This window comes from Variovorax sp. YR216, assembly GCF_900107745.1.
In the GTDB taxonomy this organism is placed as follows: Bacteria; Pseudomonadota; Gammaproteobacteria; order Burkholderiales; family Burkholderiaceae_C; genus Variovorax.
This window is the reverse complement of the sequence record NZ_FNRO01000001.1, coordinates 279,804-296,360: the sequence shown is the minus strand read 5'-3', so window position 1 is coordinate 296,360 and position 16,557 is coordinate 279,804. Positions and strand designations below refer to the sequence as shown.

Sequence of the window (16,557 nt, the reverse complement as noted above, 5' to 3'; positions counted from 1 at the left end):
GCCCTGCCCGCCGCCGCGTTCGTCTACTTGCGCAAGCCTTGCAGCTTGGCGAACGCATTCGCCATCTGGCCGGCCGGCTGCGCCGAGCTGTCTCGCCGCGAGCCCTGCTGGTAGCCGCGCCCAGCCCCTTCGAAGCGGTTCTCGCGCGGCCCGTCGCGCCGCGAAGGCGCGGCGTCGAGCTTCATCGACAGGCCGATGCGCTTGCGCGCCACATCGACTTCCATCACCTTGACCTTGACGATGTCGCCGGTCTTCACGACTTCGCGCGCGTCGTTGACGAACTTGTGCGAAAGCTGGCTCACGTGCACGAGGCCGTCCTGGTGCACGCCGAGATCGACGAAGGCGCCGAACTGCGCCACGTTGCTCACCGTGCCTTCGAGGACCATGCCCTCGACCAGGTCGGTGATGTCTTCCACGCCTTCGTTGAAGCGCGCGACCTTGAAGTCCGGGCGCGGGTCGCGGCCGGGTTTTTCGAGCTCGCCGAGGATGTCCTTGACCGTGATGACGCCGAACTTCTCGTTCGCGAACAGCTCCGGCTTCAGCGTCTTGAGCATGTCCGCCCGGCCCATCAGCTCATGCACCGGCTTGCCGGTCTTCTCGATCATCTGCTCGACGACCGGATAGGTTTCGGGGTGCACGCCGGTCATGTCCAGCGGATTGGCGCCGCCGCGAATACGCAGGAAGCCCGCGCTCTGTTCGAAGGTCTTCGCGCCGAAACCGGTCACGTCCAGCAACTGCTGCCGGCTCGCGAACGCGCCGTTGGCTTCGCGCCAACGCACCACCGCCTTGGCCACGCTCGACGACAAGCCCGAGACGCGCGACAGCAGCGGCACGCTCGCGGTGTTGAGGTCGACGCCGACCGAGTTCACGCAGTCCTCGACCACCGTGCTCAGGGTGCGCGCGAGTTCGCTCTGGTTCACGTCGTGCTGGTACTGGCCCACGCCGATCGACTTGGGGTCGATCTTGACGAGTTCGGCCAGCGGATCCTGCAGGCGGCGCGCGATGCTCGCGGCGCCGCGCAGACTCACGTCGACATCGGGCATCTCTTGCGACGCGAATTCGCTGGCGGAGTAGACCGAGGCGCCGGCCTCGCTCACCACCACCTTTTCGATGGCGTGCGTGCCCGCACCGGCCTGCGCGCTCATCTTCGCGAGCAGCTTGATGAGGTCGGCGGCGAGCTTGTCGGTCTCGCGGCTCGCGGTGCCGTTGCCGATCGCGATCAGGTTCACGCTGTGCTTGGCGCAGAGCTTGCCTAGCGTGTGCAGCGAGCCTTCCCAGTCCTTGCGCGGCTCGTGCGGGAAGACGGTCGCGGTCTCGACCAGCTTGCCGGTGGCGTCGACCACCGCGACCTTCACGCCGGTGCGGATGCCGGGGTCGAGGCCCATCACCACGCGCTGGCCGGCCGGCGCAGCGAGCAGCAGATCGCGCAGGTTGTCGGCGAAGACCTTGATCGCGACCTTCTCGGCGTCTTCGCGCAGACGGGTGAACAGGTCACGCTCGGTCGACAGCGCGAGCTTCACGCGCCATGTCCATGCGACGCACTTGCGGATCAGATCGTCGGCCGCGCGGCCCGAATGGCTCCAGCCCAGGTGCAGCGCAATCTTGCCTTCGGCAATCGATGGCTTGCCCGGCTCGGGCTCGACCGGCAGCGCGAGCTTGGCATCGAGGACTTCCTGCGCGCGGCCACGGAAGACGGCCAGCGCGCGATGCGAAGGCACGCGGCCGATCGGCTCGTCGTAGTCGAAGTAGTCGCGGAACTTGGCGACCTCGGCGTTGTTCTCGTCCTTGCCCGCCATCAGGCTCGACTTGAAGAGGCCTTCGCTCCAGAGCCATTCGCGCAGGCTCTGCACCAGCGCGGCGTCTTCGGCCCAGCGCTCGGAGAGGATGTCGCGCACGCCGTCGAGGACCGCCGGCACCGTCGAGAAATCGGGCCCCGGCTTGCCGTCGTCGAGCGTGGTGGGCGGTTGCAGGAAGGCCTTGGCCTCGACCGCCGGATCCAGCGTCGGATCGGCCAGCAGCTTGTCGGCCAGCGGCTCGATGCCGAACTCGCGCGCGATCTGGCCCTTGGTGCGGCGCTTCTGCTTGAACGGCAGGTACAGGTCCTCGACCTCCTGCTTGGTCGGCGCGGCCTCGATCGCGGCGCGAAGCTCGGGCGTGAGCTTGCCCTGTTCGTCGATGCTCTTGATCACCGCGGCGCGGCGGTCCTCGAGCTCGCGCAGGTACGCGAGACGTGCTTCGAGTTCGCGCAGCTGGGTGTCGTCGAGGCCGTTGGTCGCCTCCTTGCGGTAGCGGGCGATGAAGGGCACGGTGGCGCCCCCGTCGAGCAGCTCGACGGCGACCTTCACCTGGTGCTCACCGACCTTGATCTCGGCGGCGAGCTGGCGAATGATTTTCTGCATGCTGGAAGGACGTCCCTGAATCCGGCGCCCGTATCGGGCAACTGACAAGAAGAAGCGAAAGCGCGGAAGTTTGCCATAGGCAGGTGGCTCCTCCGGGGTGATGACTTCGCATTACTTCGTGTATCGAGCGCCCACGGCGGACGCTCCACAATGGTCGGCAATGGGCCTCCTCAAGAAACTCCTGCGCGTGCTCGCGGCGATCGTGATCGTGCCGGTGCTGCTGTTCGAGGAATGGGGCTGGGAGCCGCTCGCGCGGTGGGTCGCGCAACTCGCCCGCCTGCCCATCTGGGCACGCGTCGAACAGGCCTTGCGCAACCTGTCGCCGTGGGCCGCGGTGCTCGCCTTCTTCGCGCCGATGGTGTTGCTGTTCCCGATCAAGATCATCGGCCTTCTGCTGCTCGCGGAAGGCCACGCGAAAAGCGCGGTGACGCTGCTGCTTGCGGCCAAGCTGGTGGGCACCGCGATCCTCGCGCGGCTCTTTCAGCTCGTCGAGCCCGCGCTGATGCGCATCCCGCTCTTCGCACGCTGGTATCCGCGCTGGAAGGCATGGAAGGACAGGCTCATGTGCATGGTGCGCCAAAGCCCGCCCTGGCGCATCGGCCGCGGGATCAGCATCAACGTGCGCCGCTCATGGCGCAGCTTCCGGCGCGCACGCTGATCGATTTTTTACCCGGGTAGATTGCGCTTTCATTTTTGCCCGGGTATTATTCGCGCCCCATGTCTTCCTCCCCCGAATCCCATCTCACGGCTTTCGCCGGTTTCCGGCGCATCGCGTCCGGTCCGCGCGCGAAGGTCATCGCCCAGGTGCGCAAGCAATGCGCCGGTTCCGGGCAGGTGCAGCCCTTCGTGTTCGACGACAGCACTGGCGAGCGGCTGGACATCGATTTGCGCGAAGGCGCACCCACGCCTGCCGTCGCGATCGACGAGCCTTCCGCACGCGGTGTCGGCCGGCCCCGGCTGGGCGTGGTTGCGCGCGAAGTCACGCTGCTGCCGCGCCACTGGGAATGGCTGGGCCGCCAGCCGGGCGGCGCGTCGGTCGCGCTGCGGCGGCTGATCGACGAGGCGCGCCATGTGCACGCCGACCGCGATGCGCAGCGCGCCGCGCGCGAAGCCACCTACAGCTTCATGACAGTCATCGCCGGTGATCTGTCCGGCTTCGAGGAAGCGGCCCGTGCGCTCTTTGCCGGCGATCGCACGCGTTTCGACGCGCACATCGCCACCTGGCCCGAAGACGTACAGGCACACCTGCACAAGCTGGCCACGGCGGCCTGGAGTGCCGCCGCATGAGCCGCCCGGCCGCTCCGAAGGCGAATACCGAAGCGCTGCTGCGCGAAGGTACTCCAATGAGCCATCCGATGCAGACCCGAACCGTCCCCCACCCCATCGACCCGGAAGACATCCAGCACGTGGGCGAGACCACCGCGCCACCGGCATCGGTGGCCGATCCGGCGCCGCCGCCGGTCGCCTCACATGCCAACCCGCGCGCGGCGGCAATGGCGGCCCGCCCGCTATGGAAGACCTTCCTTGTCTTCCTGGCGCCGATGCTGCTCAGCAACATCCTGCAGTCGCTGTCGGGCACGCTCAACAACGTGTTCCTCGGGCAGATGATCGGCGTCGGCGCGCTGGCGGCGGTGTCGAGCTTCTTTCCGGTGATGTTCTTCTTCATCGCCTTCACCATCGGGCTCGGCGCCGGTGCCTCGGTGCTGATCGGCCAGGCCTGGGGCGCGCGCGAGCCGGACAAGGCACGCGCCGTCGCCGGCACCACGCTGACGGTCGGCGTGCTGTTCGGCCTCGGCGTGGCGCTCTTCGGCGGCGCCTTCACCGAGCCGATGCTGCGCATGCTCGGCACGCCGCACGACATCTTGGCTGACGCGACGAGCTACGCCCGGATCATCCTGATCGCGATGCCGGGCCTCTTCGTCTTCCTGCTGTCCACCGCGATGCTGCGCGGCGTGGGCGACACGGTGACGCCGCTCTACACGCTGATGATCTCCACCCTGATGGGCCTGTTCATCACGCCGGCGCTGATCCGCGGCTGGTTCGGCCTGCCGCAGATGGGCGTGGCGAGCGGCGCGTGCGCGACCGTGGTTTCCTTCGTGGTCGCGACGACATGGCTTGCGTTCCACCTGCGGCGCAAGAAGAGCCCGCTCGCGCCCGATGCCGATTTCGTGCGGCACCTGCGGGTGCGGCCGGCGCTGCTCAAGGCGGTGCTCAAGGTCGGCGTGCCGACCGGCGTGCAGATGATCGTGGTGTCGTTGGCCGAACTCGCGCTGCTGTCCTTCGTGAACACCTACGGTTCGGATGCGACCGCCGCGTACGGCGCGGTGAACCAGGTCGTCGCGTACGTGCAGTTCCCGGCGATCTCGATCGCGATCACCGCGTCGATCCTGGGCGCGCAGGCCATCGGCGCGGGCCGCACCGACCGACTCGGCGCGATCACGCGCACCGCGCTGATGATGAACCTCGTGCTCACCGGCGCGCTGGTGGTGCTGGGCTACCTGTTCTCGCGGCCGCTGATGGGCTTCTTCATCACCAGCGACCCGGTCATCGAAGTCGCTCAGACGCTGCTGCACATCATGCTGTGGAGCACGGTGATCTTCGGCATGGGCTCGGCGCTGTCGGGGATCATGCGCGCCAGCGGCTCGGTGCTGGTGCCGACCAGCATCTCGATCTTCTGCATCGCATTGATCGAGGTGCCGGTGGCCTGGTGGATGAGCCACCGCATCGGCCTCAACGGCATCTGGATCGCCTACCCCGTCGCATTCACGGCGATGCTGACGATGCAGGCCTGCTACTACCGCTTTGTCTGGCGCAAGAAGACCATCCGCCGGCTGATCTGACGATGACGCAAGCGCTGCCGGTGCTGTATTCGTTCCGGCGCTGTCCCTATGCGATGCGGGCGCGGATGGCGATCGCGGCAAGCGGCCAGCGCTGCGAGTTGCGCGAAGTCGTGCTGCGCGACAAGCCCGCCGAACTGCTCGCCGCATCGCCCAAAGGCACGGTGCCGGTGCTGGTCGACCCGCACGGCGCCGTGATCGACCAGAGCCTGGACATCATGCTGTGGGCGCTTCGGCGCCACGATCCCGACGGATGGCTGCGCCCGGCGCAAGGAACGCTTGACGACATGCTGGCCCTCATCGCCGAATGCGACGGCGCGTTCAAGCGGCACCTGGACGGCTACAAGTACCCCGAGCGGCAGCCTGAAGCCGAGCGCGATGCGGCCTTGCACCGCGAGCAAGGCGGCGTCTTCCTGAAATCGCTGGATGCGCGCCTGCAGTCATCCCGCTGCCTGTTCGGCGACAACCCCGCGCTCGCGGACATCGCGATCGCGCCCTTCGTCCGCCAGTTCGCGCAGGTCGATGCAACCTGGTTCGACGCTCAGCCCTGGCCGCGGCTTCGTGAATGGCTCGCGGCGCGACTGAAGGCGCCGGTCTTCGCGCGGGTCATGGACAAGCACCCCCAATGGCGGGCCGGGCAACCCGGGATCAGCTTCCCTGCGTAAGCCTCGCTTCCGGAAATTGGGGAGCGTCACTAAATAACCGGCGCTTACACTTTTTCGTGACAACCCGCCTACAACTTGCCCCGTGGCCGCCGATAGGCAGAGCCATGGACACGCCAGATTCAAGCCAGCCGTCGGGAGTGCTGCCCCAACTCCCCAGAGAAAGCATCCTGCAGGACGACGGGGAGCACCTTCTCGTCTCGACCAAAGGGGTGGAAGGCTCGCGGAGCGACGGCATTCTGCTGCGCCGCTGCGCCTTCTCGCTGACGACGCCGCTGGGCTGTGAGTTCCTCGGCCAGTACCGGCACCTGTCGGACGGGCTCTGGCATGCGACCATGCGCAGCAAGCGCCGCGACGACGGCTCCATCGGGCCGCCGCAAGTCGGCATCTATGCGACGGAACTCGATGCGATGGTCAATCTGTGGGCCAATCGCCGGTCTTTCGACCTCGGCCACCGGGCCTGATCTCGTCTCGGGCGCGAGAAACAGGCACCTCTGAGCGACACCGCTCAGTCGAATTCCTTGCGGCGGCGGACAGCATCTCCGCCAGCTCGATCTCGCAAGATCCAGCCATGTCAGCGCCCAGCCGGGCCGCTAACCCGCACCTCCCGCTGCGCGCGCTTTTCGCTGGCCCCGTGCTCACACCCGGATTGCTTTCATTAACGCCATCAAGGCGTCGGAGCAAGAACCGTCCGGATCAATTAATTCGGGTAAGCGGTAATAAGTCACAACCTGGCTTTCTCTATTCCCGCCGCCAGAAGTGAGCGCGGGACGCCGACGCGGCACGAGCACAAAGCCTTGTCAAGCAGCCCGGGAATTGAAATTCAAGAAATTCGCCGAGGCACCTCCGTATTGGAGCGCGCTGCATATGGTCTCAGAATGATCTGAAAAACCAGCTTTCAGATCATTCTCAATCAATAGCCCGAAGGCCCTCCTATGATGGCGGACGTACAGATAAGCAGCTGTATACGGGTTGTTGCTCGTCGCCGGACCGGGAAGTCCAAAACGACTTGAATTCAGGCCGCAATGCAAATGTGAAAAATGTACACGACCCCGATCGCTCCGCGATTTGGTGCCAAAGCCGCCAAATCCTTTTGGCGTAATTCAATCTACTAAAACAGGGATATATGACTCTCAAGAAAATCGCACTCGTCGCTGCTCTGGCGGCGCTGTCTTCCGCCAGCTTCGCGAACACGGTCACGTTCCAGGGGAAGATCATCGCGGGCGCTTGCGGCATCTCCGGCGACACGGTCGACCAGATCGTTCAGCTCGGCGACGTTCCGGCAAACGTGTTCCAGGCTGCGGGCGACCGCTCGACTCCGGTTCCCTTCTGGATCGAATTGACCGACTGCGACACGACGACCACGAAGAACGCCAAGTTCACGTTCACCGGAACCTCGGTCGCGAGCGCGCCTGCCTTGTTCGCCACGACCGGCGCGGCGACCAATGTCGGCATCCGTCTGGAGGCCGGTTCGGGCACGGCGCTCGACAACGGCGTGGAGCAGGCGGCACCCGTGCTGCTTCAGCCCGGCAACAACCGCGTCCAATTCGGCGCGCGCTACGAGTCGACCGCAGCCACCGTGACCCCGGGTGACGCCGACGCCGTCGCCAATTTCACGATTCGCTACTACTAAGCCTTCCGAGGTTCAGAAAAAGGGGCGCTTCTTGCGCCCCATTTACTTTATCGAACTTGTTTAACCCAGTAGAAGGCGATTGGTTTGCGTATGAACAGGAAAGGATCGCGCACTTCCACTTCGGCCCGCAAGGGGCTGAAGTTTCCATGCGCGCGCTTTAAAAAAACAATCCCCTACGCTTCGATCCTACTGCTCAGCAGCCAACTCCACGCGATTGAATTCAATTCACATTTTTTGAATATCGATGGATCGAACGAACTCAATCTTTCCCAGTTTTCCCAGGCCGACTACACCATGCCAGGCACGTATTTGCTCGACATATCGGTCAATGATCAATATCTGGGGCGCCAGTCGATCAGATTCGTGGAAGGCCGCGAGGCCAATACAAGCTACGCCTGCCTGCCGGGCGAGCTTGTCAAAGGCTTCGGATTGAAGCCGGAAATTTTCAAGGCATTGCCGTATACCAATGATGGCGCTTGCGTCGACCTGGACGGGATCGAGGCCAGTTCGGTTCGCTACATCAAAAGCGCCGCACTCCTGAAAATCAACATTCCGCAGGTTGCGTTCGAATACGACGATCCGAACTACATCCCGCGCGAGCGCTGGAGCAACGGTGTCGACGGCGCCATGCTCGACTACCACGTGATCGCGAACACGCGACGGCAAACGGGGCAGAACACTTGGGACGACGCTCAATCCCACTCGGTGCAAAGCTACGGCACGGTCGGAGCGAATCTTGGCGCCTGGCGATTTCGCGGTGACTATCAGGCTCAGACGAGTTCCGGCGGCGGCGGGGGTAGCAACACCAATTCCCGGTTTACCCGCCTCTACGCGTTTCGCGCGTTGCCGGACATCCGGTCGACCGCCTCGATCGGCAACAACTTCCTGAATTCCGACGTCTTCGACACCTTTGCCTATACGGGTGCATCGATACAAAGCGATGACCGAATGCTGCCGCCCGCGCTCCGCGGTTACGCGCCTTTGGTCAGTGGCGTCGCGCGTTCAAACGCAACCGTCACGGTGTCCCAGCAGGGTCGGGTGTTGTATGCGACGAAGGTGTCCTCCGGCGCTTTCGCGCTGCAGGGCATCTCTGCCAACGTGCAGGGCACGCTTGACGTCACCGTGCAGGAGGAAGACGGCAGCGTCCAGCGTTTCCAGGTGGTCGCTGCAGCGGTTCCTTTCCTCGCGCGCGAAGGCGAACTGCGCTTCAAGGCCGCAGTGGGTCAGCCGCGACTCTTCGGCGCTCTCGGCATCACGCCGACACTGGGCTTCGGGGAGGCGGCTTATGGCTTGCCCGCCGGCGTCACCTTGTATGGGGGCATGATCAGTGCATCGGGATACACCTCGGTCGCCGCCGGCGCTGGCAAGGATCTGGGCGCCATCGGCGCTGTATCCGCGGACGTCACGACTTCACGAGCCACGCTCTGGTGGAACAACGAAACCCGGAGCGGCAGATCCTATCGAGTCAACTACTCCAAGCACTTCGACTCCCTGGACACGGACCTTCGCTTCCTTGGCTATCGCTTCTCCGACAGGACCTACACCACGTTCTCGCAGTTCACCGGCGACCCCGATGCGTACTCGTTCGCCGGCAGCAAGCAGCGCTTTTCCATCTCGCTGTCCAAACGTCTGTTCGACGTCTCGACCTTTCTCTCCTATGACCGGTCGACCTATTGGGACCGCGATCCGGACGAGCGGTTTGGCGTCTCGCTGGCACGCTCGGTATCGATCGGGGCACTGAAGAACGTCAATCTCAGTCTTTCCGCGTTCCACAACCGCGGTCCGTCGGGCAGGAGCAACCAGATCTACGTTTCGGCGACGATTCCCTTTGGAGATCGCCACACTGTCTCGACGAACGTGTCGTCCAGCACCGGTTCCGGCGTCAATGCCAACGTGGGCTTCTCAGGCGACAACGGCGATGGCTTGAGCTACTCGGCCTTCACCGGCTCGTCCGACGGCAGGCCCATGGCCAGCGGAAACATCCGCAAGACGACTTCGAACTTCCAAGTCAGCGCGCAGGCTTCGACGGTCACCAACTCCTATTCCGCTGCGGCGCTCCAGGTCGATGGCTCAGTGGTTGCAACCCAGTTCGGGGTTGCAACGCATGCCAATGGCAACAATGGCGACACCCGCCTGCTCGTGTCGACCGATGGTGTGCCTGGCGTTCCCTTGCTCGGTGGCCAGGCGCGAACGAATGGCGCAGGTTATGCGGTCATCGGCTCCGTCTCGCCGTTCGATACCTTCGACGCCCGCATCAACACCAACAAGCTCGGACTAGACACCCAGGTGGCCAACCCTGTGCAGCGCCTCGTGCTGACGGAAGGAGCCATCGGCTTCGTGAACTTCAATGCCGCGCGCGGACGCAATCTGTTGGTGGCACTCAGTGGCGTTGACGGAAAGCCGATGCCTTTTGGCGCTTCCGTGACCGACCTGAAAACGGGCAGGGAAATCGGCATCGTGGGCGAACAAGGTTCCACCTATCTCACACAGGTGCAGCCCGACAGCGAACTCGTCGTCAACCTGGGCCCGAACGCGGTGTGTCACCTCGGCAGGTTGCCGGACGACACGCCGCCGGACGGGGCCTCGGCGCCCATCACCTGCAGTCCCGCAACTCGCCTGCCAAACGCTGGCTCCTGATCAAGCTCTTCTCACACATGAACACCCGATTCCCGAACTCCGCGATCGTTCGCCTTTGCGCCTCGCTGGCAGTGGCTGCTCCCCTTTTCGCGCATGGCGCAGTCGTACCCGACCGTACCCGGGTCATCTACGACGAAGGTGCGCAATCGGAAAGCGTGACCGTCGCCAACAAGAGCCCGAAGCATCCCTACCTCATCCAGTCGTGGATCGAGGACTCGGAGGGCAAGAAAGTCGCGTCGCCCTTCGTCGTGTTGCCTCCACTGCAACGCATCGAGCCCAACGACCGCAATGTGCTGCGCGTCGCGAAGCTGCCGGGTACCACCCTGCCGGCGGATCGCGAATCGGTGTTCTACCTGAACATACGAGAGATTCCACCGAAACCCGAGGCGTCCAGTGCCCTGCAGATCGCCTTGCATTCGAAACTCAAGTTGTTCTACCGGCCCAAGAGCATCAAGCCGGAACGTGGCGTGGACACGAGCCTGCCCATGACGATCCGTGTCGACACCTCTTCGCAGAAGCTGATCTTCGAGAACCCCACGCCGTACAACATCACGGTGGTCGGTCTTTCGACGGGCAGCGACGAGAACAGGAAGCGCGTCGAACTGGAAGCGATCATGGTCACCCCGATGAGCCAGGCGGACGTGCCCTTCAAGGACGCGGCGCCCATCTCGCTGTACGTGTCGCACGTGAACGATTTCGGCGGCGAGAGCGAAGTCAAGTACGCGTGCGTCGCTGATACCTGCAAGAGCGTTCAGCCATGAAGGCGCTTTTCTGGCTGCCCCACCTCAGGCGCTTCCTGGGTGTGTTCTCGTTCCTGCTGATCGGGCTGGGCTCATCTTCCGCATGGGCGCTCACTTGCCAGACGTCCTCAGGCGCGACCCAATTTACCGAACCCATCGGCAATGTCTCTGTTCCGGACACCGTGCCGGACGGCACCATCATCTGGATTTCGCCGACTCGGACAACGAGCGGCACCTGCAAGAAGTCGGCATCCGACTCCGTCAACCTGGCCACGGTCGACCATATCTATTTCTATTCCTTGCAGGGAAGCCCGAGAGCGATCTATCCCGGTGATCCGTCGACCTGGGGGATCGATATCTCCATCCGCTACAACGGCGCCGAGTATCCGCTTTCAGAGATCTCCGGAGTTGCCGGCAATGGCCTGTTCACCGGCTTTACCCTGCCTCCCTGTTCGCTCGCGGACTACAACCGGGGTGTTTGCTTCATCAATGTGAGCATCACCTATCAGATCGTGATTCGAAAACATGGCCTGTCGCCTTTCGTCCATCCGACGCAAGATCTGTTTTCGCTCTTCCAGTTCGACGGGCAGTTGGGCATCAACTCTACGCAGGCGAGCTATCAGTACATTCTTTCAGGCATGAGCAATATCGTCGGCACTGCCTGCACCGTCGACGTGAAGGTCACGCCGGAGCCGGGTGTCGTCGATTTCGGCGAGGTGCAGGCGGTACCCGGAGGATTCTCTCCCTCCAGGCCGACGAAGCCGTTCAACCTCGCACTCGACAAGAGTTGCAGCACCTCCATCAAGGTCAGCGGCTATTTCGAGACGAGCAATGCGGTGCAGAACAACTTGCTGCTGCCCGCAGCGGACAGCAATTTCGGCATCAGCATCCAGAATCAGAACGGTGTGCAGGTCCCGATTCGCGAGCCATTCCTGTTGGGGACCTTTTCGCCAACCCAGACTCAGATGGACGTGCCCATGACGGCATCGCTCGTCCCCCTGGGCACGCCAAAGATCGGGCCGTTCTCTGCCACGGCAACCATCCTGATCCTCTACGACTGACTTGAGTCGCGTGTTGCTGACGGCAGGAGAGTAGCGACCGGAATCCAGCCCGGCGAGGGCTACTCGAACAGCTCGTCTCCCGTCGGCTCATAGTGCGGCACCGCATTCATGTTGTGCCGGAGCGTCGACAGCGCCCAGTACATCCGCTTTCTCGCGCGGCTCTGGTTGCCGAGCGGGCGATGGTCGGCGATGGTGTGCCAGGGGTTGTATGAAAGCCGCTTGGCAAATTCCATCTGCGCGGGCGAATCGAACTTCTGGCGCGGCAGCCGCAAGGTCGCGACGCTGATGCGCGGCGAGAGCTTCTCCGGCCACAGCACGCCCGCGTTCTCGATGGGCATGAGGTGCGAGTCGGTCTGCATCTGGATGCGGAAGTCGAGCTCCACATCGCCCTCGGCGAGCGAGGCCACCATCGCATTGCGCAGGTAGTCGTCCGGCGGACGCAGCGGCAGGCGCGGGATCGGCGTGCGCTTGTTCGTCTTCGGCCACACCGAATACTGCATCGCCTGCCCCTCGCCCATCAGGTACGGCACGCAGCTGAAGTACGGCGCTTCGAACGGGCTGCTCTGCGTCTTGATGAAGAGCGACTGCATCACGAGGTCGAGGATGTGCGACTCGCGCAGGTTCACGAAGTAGAAGATCTGCGCGTTCTTCACGCTCTCGATCTGCAGGGCCGCATTGCACCGGGCGTCCGGCGTCACGAACGTCGGCGTGGACACGGCGAACATGTCCAGCGTGTGCTTCTCCTCGTCCATCAGCTTCTCGCCGGGCACGCCCATGAGCTTGATGCTGATGCTCATGAAGCCCACGTCGTCGATGTCCGGCGTGATGTAGGGCCCCGGCCCCGAGAAGCGCACCCAGGCGCGAAAGGTCTGCGGCTTCGCATAGATGCCGCGCTTCATGTGTTCCGGGATGTCGTCGTGGACGATGAACTCGCCGCGCACGATGCCCTGCGTCTTGGTGTTGCCGCCGCGCTCGAAGCCGCCGGGTTTCCACAGGTCGGTCATCTGGCGCGTGAAGCTCTTGACGATCGAATCGGTGAAGCTTTCCTCGTCGGGCAGCAGTCTTTCCTCGGCGATGCCGAGCCCTTCGTTCTCGCGCCGGCTGTTGATCAGCGCGGTGGTGAAGCGCGCCAGGGGATCGCGCAGGAAGGCATCGAAGGCCGGCCTGAACAAGGGGTCGAAGCGGCGCTCCAGCCGGATGAACGCCATGCCGGCATCGCTGACCACGTTCCGCCACAGCGAACCCGTGTTGGCGCGTGGCGTCGGACGGCTGACGTTCGAATTCATGGCTCTCCCTTCGCGATGTAGCGCAGCGCGCGAAGCCCGGGCAGGAAGAAGTACGCCCCGCCGAGCACTGTCACGAACTGCGGCAGGCCGCACACCCGCTGCGCGGGTCCGTTGGCCAGCGGCATCGAGAAGCAGTCGGTCCGCGTACCGTCGGCACGCGGAAGGTGGTTGCCGATCAGTGGATCGCTTTCGTCGGGTGATCCGTTGAACCGGATGCCCGAGAGCCATGCCGACTGGACGAACTCGAACTGGCGCGCGATGTTCGCGCCGAGGCAGATGAAGTGCAGGCCGGTGCCCTCTTGCGGCACCTGCCCTGCAAGGGCCTCGGTCAAGGAGACGCCCGGCCCGTATTCACGTCCGCGCCGCAGAAGCCGGTGGAAACGCGTCGATGCCACGAGGTCGTCCGCGAGCGCGCTGGCATCGAAGCCCAGCGTTCGCCTGGCCCATGAGATGAATCCTGGCGGCCCCGCCGGAAGATCGACATTGCGTGGATTGCTGCGGCGGATGTGCGCACCGATCGGGCAGCGCAGGCCCGCGTCGTCGTCGCGGTAGGTGAAGGTGTTGCGCGGGTTGTCCTCGCCGTCGATCGCCTCGTTGGTGCGGCCCATGAGCGGCTCGCCGTCCATCGTGCGGCCGACCATCGCTTCGGCGAGCCGCTTGCGGTCCGCCGGGTCGCCCTGCACCTGTGCATCGATGAAGCGCCAGAAGCCCGAGACATCCTGCTCGAGTTGCCGCAGCACGAGGTAGCTGCCGTTGCGGCCGAAATCGGCCTTCTCGGGCGCATCTTCCGCGGACGAAAGCAGCGCATCGGGATCGCGCTGCGGATCGAGCAGCGGCCGGTCGGTGTAGCCACCGTATTCGTTCGGATAGCCGAGCAGGTACTCGCCAAGGCACGAGAGGTTGGTGTAGTCCTCGCGCTCGATGTCGCGCGCCGGACGCTCGCGCTGCCAGTCGAGCGCGGGCTCGGAGATTCCATCCACGAAGCCGAAGGGCTCGACGCCGTCCATGTCGGACGTGGTGAGGCCGGCGAGCTGCACGAAGCCCTCTTCCGCGCCCGCCATTGCCTCCATGCCCCAGTCTTCGAGGCCGCCGGGCTCGGCGTAGAGCATCACCATCACATGCGGGATCGCGTCCGGCGCCCCGCCCCACTGCCACTGCGCCGGGTCGCTCGACCCGAGATCGCCCAGCCGTCGCGCTCGCGCCGGGTCGCTGCTCATGCCGACGATGAATTCGCTCGAGAAGCCTTCGATGATGTGCTCGGCCACACCGAGCGCGCGCAGGCCGCCGCTGGTGAAGGCGATCTGCAGCGCGGTCGTGGGCGGCGGCTCCTGCGTCATGGCGCTGGTGACGCGCGCGTTCGCAAGCCAGGTGCGTGCGGCATCGGCATTCGTCACGCGCAGCAACAGGAAGACGGCCTGCGTCATGCGCTTGTAGCCGAAGCGCACGATGCCCTGGATGTCTTCGTAGTCGACCGGTCGCGCGTTCATGGAACAACCCTCGCGCGGAGGCGCTTCGGGATTCGCCTTCGGGCGGCCGGGCGGCTCATAGCAACCTCAGCCATGCGAGCACCTGTTCGTCGCTCATCGATGCCATCTCGAAGCCTTCGCGGATGCGCTGGTTGCGGTTCAGATCCGTGAGGGTGAGGCCGGGGTAGGCCTTGTACCAGACCTGCGTGGGGAGCTGGTGGCGGCGCTGGTAGTACTTGAAGCGCAACTCGTGGCGCGCCCCGCCCTTGATCAGCCAGTCGGTGCGGGGCCAGCCGAAGCCGTTGCTGAAGATCAGGTTCAGGCCCCACGCGGCCTTGTTGATGAAGTCGTCCATGTAGCTCTCGTGGCTGCCGTCGTAGTTGCTCGCGAACAGCACCCGCGCCTTGTCGTCGAGGAAGACCCAGCGCGCGAAGTGGATCGTCTGCACGCGCGCAAGGTGCCCGCGCCCGAAGACATGGCGGGCCGCGTAGTCGATGAGCAGCAGCAGGAGCTGCGTCAGCCGGCGACGGAACCATCCGGGCTTGACCGGTCCCAGTGCGGTGAAGCTGTTGGTGAGATCGTGGTCTTCGAGCTGCTGCATCTCCCGCACCGCGGCCCGCTCGGGGCGCGGACAGAACTCGGGATCGCTTTTCTCGTGGCGCCGCAACAGCACGATGGCGAACGGCGCGAGCACGATGATCAGCGGCAGCAGGATCAGGCCGATCAACGGAATGCCAACCGCGTGAATGAAATTGCGGACCTGCCATTCGAACGGCGTGCGCTCCGCGGATGTCAGCAGCAGGCGGCCTTCGAGCTGCTCGTCCTGCACGAAGGCCATCAATGCGTGCCGTGCGCCTTGCGGATCGTCTGCAGCGGTCCCGTCGCGCGGCACCTGCGAAGACAGCGCTCTCTGCAGTGCGCTGTTCTCGCGGATCTGCCTGACGGTGCGACCGATCCAGTTCACATAGCCGGCCGACGTGGGCGTCTGGTGGGCCTTGAGCCAGGCGAGCAGATCGGCGCCCGCATCGAAGCCCTGACAGTGGGAGAAGATCCGCCGCAACCCTTCTCCTGCCTCGTCCGCGAACTCCGCGAGCTGAGCTTCTGCCGGCCCGTCGCATTCGCCGAGGAAGGTGAGATAGACCGGCACCTGCAGTCTCGGCAGATCGAAGACCTCGAAGTCGGAACCGGTGGCGTCCGGGAGCACTGCGAAGCGCGCGAAGTGCAGGCGCTCGAACGCGCCGAAGGGCACGAGCGCATTCGCGGGATCCGCCATGCCCGGCAGCAGGTTCATCGTGTCCAGCAACGCGCGCAAGTCGGACTCCCGGTCCGGCACGATGGCTGCCAACACCATGAAGTGGGATTGAGGCGTCACCGCATCATCAGAACTTGAGGCAGAAGTCGATCAGCCGTTCCTTGCCCCAATACACTTTGCCCAGGTAGAAGTTGGGCGAAATGAGGCGGATCTCGTCGCGGATCCAGTGCGCGACCAGCGAAGTGGCGGAGTAGTCGAGCACGATGCACTCCTTGCCGTCGAGCCAGCTCTCGCCCTTGCCGACCTTGGCGACGATGGCCTCGACACCGAAGGGCGTGATCTTGTTCTTCAGCACGCCCTTCTCGGCATCGAACACTTTGCCCTGCCAGCCGAAGAAGTTGATGATCTTCGCGATCGATTCCGTGTAGTGCGTACCGGGCGCGATGATCGCGGTGCCCTCGGCCTCGCCGTTGGGGATGTCGCCGGCAGGGCTTGCGCGGAACAGGTCGTCGAGTTGCTGCTGCGACATGTCCAGCAACTGCTGCACGTCATATGCCATACGCCTTCTCCTCGGGGGAAGCCCC

General features: G+C 64.5%; 14 protein-coding genes. 9 read left to right on the top strand and 5 right to left on the bottom strand.

What is annotated here, in order from left to right; genetic code table 11:
* Positions 1-23: 23 nt before the first annotated feature.
* A complete protein-coding gene (locus BLW05_RS01345; RefSeq protein WP_093158732.1) occupies positions 24-2,399 on the bottom strand; it encodes a Tex family protein in 2,376 nt (791 codons plus the stop codon).
* A gap of 160 nt (positions 2,400-2,559) precedes the next feature.
* Between BLW05_RS01345 and BLW05_RS01340 the strand changes: the two genes are divergently transcribed.
* The 9 genes from BLW05_RS01340 (at position 2,560) to BLW05_RS01300 (ending at position 11,969) form a co-directional block, all read left to right on the top strand.
* Positions 2,560-3,057: a hypothetical protein gene (locus tag BLW05_RS01340; protein WP_093158729.1), complete on the top strand. Its 498-nt coding sequence runs from the start codon at positions 2,560-2,562 to the stop codon at positions 3,055-3,057.
* A gap of 59 nt (positions 3,058-3,116) precedes the next feature.
* Positions 3,117-3,686, top strand: coding sequence for a DUF2239 family protein (locus tag BLW05_RS01335; protein WP_093158727.1), 570 nt, complete (start codon positions 3,117-3,119; stop codon positions 3,684-3,686).
* A 206-nt stretch (positions 3,687-3,892) separates the two neighbouring features.
* Positions 3,893-5,239, top strand: a complete 1,347-nt coding sequence (locus BLW05_RS01330; protein WP_093160358.1) for an MATE family efflux transporter — start codon at positions 3,893-3,895, stop codon at positions 5,237-5,239.
* A 2-nt stretch (positions 5,240-5,241) separates the two neighbouring features.
* A complete protein-coding gene (locus BLW05_RS01325; protein ID WP_093158724.1) occupies positions 5,242-5,901 on the top strand; it encodes a glutathione S-transferase in 660 nt (219 codons plus the stop codon).
* Positions 5,902-6,005: 104 nt separating this feature from the next.
* Complete coding sequence (locus tag BLW05_RS01320) at positions 6,006-6,362, top strand: hypothetical protein (protein ID WP_093158722.1); 357 nt, start codon at positions 6,006-6,008, stop codon at positions 6,360-6,362.
* A 662-nt stretch (positions 6,363-7,024) separates the two neighbouring features.
* Complete coding sequence (locus BLW05_RS01315) at positions 7,025-7,531, top strand: fimbrial protein (RefSeq protein ID WP_093158719.1); 507 nt, start codon at positions 7,025-7,027, stop codon at positions 7,529-7,531.
* A 183-nt stretch (positions 7,532-7,714) separates the two neighbouring features.
* Entirely contained in the window at positions 7,715-10,168 is a 2,454-nt protein-coding gene (locus BLW05_RS01310; RefSeq protein ID WP_093160355.1) for a fimbria/pilus outer membrane usher protein, read from the top strand.
* A gap of 17 nt (positions 10,169-10,185) precedes the next feature.
* Positions 10,186-10,929 carry a fimbrial biogenesis chaperone gene (locus BLW05_RS01305; RefSeq protein ID WP_093158716.1) on the top strand — a complete coding sequence of 248 codons (744 nt, stop codon included), beginning with the start codon at positions 10,186-10,188 and terminating at the stop codon, positions 10,927-10,929.
* Positions 10,926-11,969 (top strand): fimbrial protein, encoded by a 1,044-nt coding sequence (locus BLW05_RS01300; RefSeq protein ID WP_093158713.1) that lies wholly within the window; start codon positions 10,926-10,928, stop codon positions 11,967-11,969. The genes BLW05_RS01305 and BLW05_RS01300 overlap by 4 nt, the downstream gene beginning before the upstream one ends.
* A 59-nt stretch (positions 11,970-12,028) precedes the next feature.
* Here the strand turns inward: BLW05_RS01300 and BLW05_RS01295 are convergent, their stop codons facing one another.
* From BLW05_RS01295 to BLW05_RS01280, 4 genes are read right to left on the bottom strand one after another with little or no spacing between them, the layout of a single operon-like run.
* Positions 12,029-13,255, bottom strand: coding sequence for a catalase family protein (locus tag BLW05_RS01295; RefSeq protein ID WP_218135131.1), 1,227 nt, complete (start codon positions 13,253-13,255; stop codon positions 12,029-12,031).
* On the bottom strand, positions 13,252-14,742 hold the full coding sequence (locus tag BLW05_RS01290; RefSeq protein WP_093158711.1) for a Dyp-type peroxidase: 1,491 nt from the start codon (positions 14,740-14,742) through the stop codon (positions 13,252-13,254). Before BLW05_RS01290 ends, BLW05_RS01295 begins: the two co-directional genes overlap by 4 nt.
* A gap of 55 nt (positions 14,743-14,797) precedes the next feature.
* Complete coding sequence (locus BLW05_RS01285; protein ID WP_093158708.1) at positions 14,798-16,093, bottom strand: hypothetical protein; 1,296 nt, start codon at positions 16,091-16,093, stop codon at positions 14,798-14,800.
* 7 nt (positions 16,094-16,100) lie between these two features.
* Positions 16,101-16,532 carry a hypothetical protein gene (locus BLW05_RS01280; protein WP_093158706.1) on the bottom strand — a complete coding sequence of 144 codons (432 nt, stop codon included), beginning with the start codon at positions 16,530-16,532 and terminating at the stop codon, positions 16,101-16,103.
* Positions 16,533-16,557 lie beyond the last annotated feature (25 nt).

Bases quoted from the DNA above. Each gene is read 5' to 3' on its own strand.
- BLW05_RS01345 (WP_093158732.1), bottom strand. From the start codon at position 2,399: ATGCAGAAAATCATTCGCCAGCTCGCCGCCGAGATCAAGGTCGGTGAG.
- BLW05_RS01340 (WP_093158729.1), top strand. From the start codon at position 2,560: ATGGGCCTCCTCAAGAAACTCCTGCGCGTGCTCGCGGCGATCGTGATC.
- BLW05_RS01335 (WP_093158727.1), top strand. From the start codon at position 3,117: ATGTCTTCCTCCCCCGAATCCCATCTCACGGCTTTCGCCGGTTTCCGG.
- BLW05_RS01330 (WP_093160358.1), top strand. From the start codon at position 3,893: ATGGCGGCCCGCCCGCTATGGAAGACCTTCCTTGTCTTCCTGGCGCCG.
- BLW05_RS01325 (WP_093158724.1), top strand. From the start codon at position 5,242: ATGACGCAAGCGCTGCCGGTGCTGTATTCGTTCCGGCGCTGTCCCTAT.
- BLW05_RS01320 (WP_093158722.1), top strand. From the start codon at position 6,006: ATGGACACGCCAGATTCAAGCCAGCCGTCGGGAGTGCTGCCCCAACTC.
- BLW05_RS01315 (WP_093158719.1), top strand. From the start codon at position 7,025: ATGACTCTCAAGAAAATCGCACTCGTCGCTGCTCTGGCGGCGCTGTCT.
- BLW05_RS01305 (WP_093158716.1), top strand. From the start codon at position 10,186: ATGAACACCCGATTCCCGAACTCCGCGATCGTTCGCCTTTGCGCCTCG.
- BLW05_RS01300 (WP_093158713.1), top strand. From the start codon at position 10,926: ATGAAGGCGCTTTTCTGGCTGCCCCACCTCAGGCGCTTCCTGGGTGTG.
- BLW05_RS01295 (WP_218135131.1), bottom strand. From the start codon at position 13,255: ATGAATTCGAACGTCAGCCGTCCGACGCCACGCGCCAACACGGGTTCG.
- BLW05_RS01290 (WP_093158711.1), bottom strand. From the start codon at position 14,742: ATGAACGCGCGACCGGTCGACTACGAAGACATCCAGGGCATCGTGCGC.
- BLW05_RS01280 (WP_093158706.1), bottom strand. From the start codon at position 16,532: ATGGCATATGACGTGCAGCAGTTGCTGGACATGTCGCAGCAGCAACTC.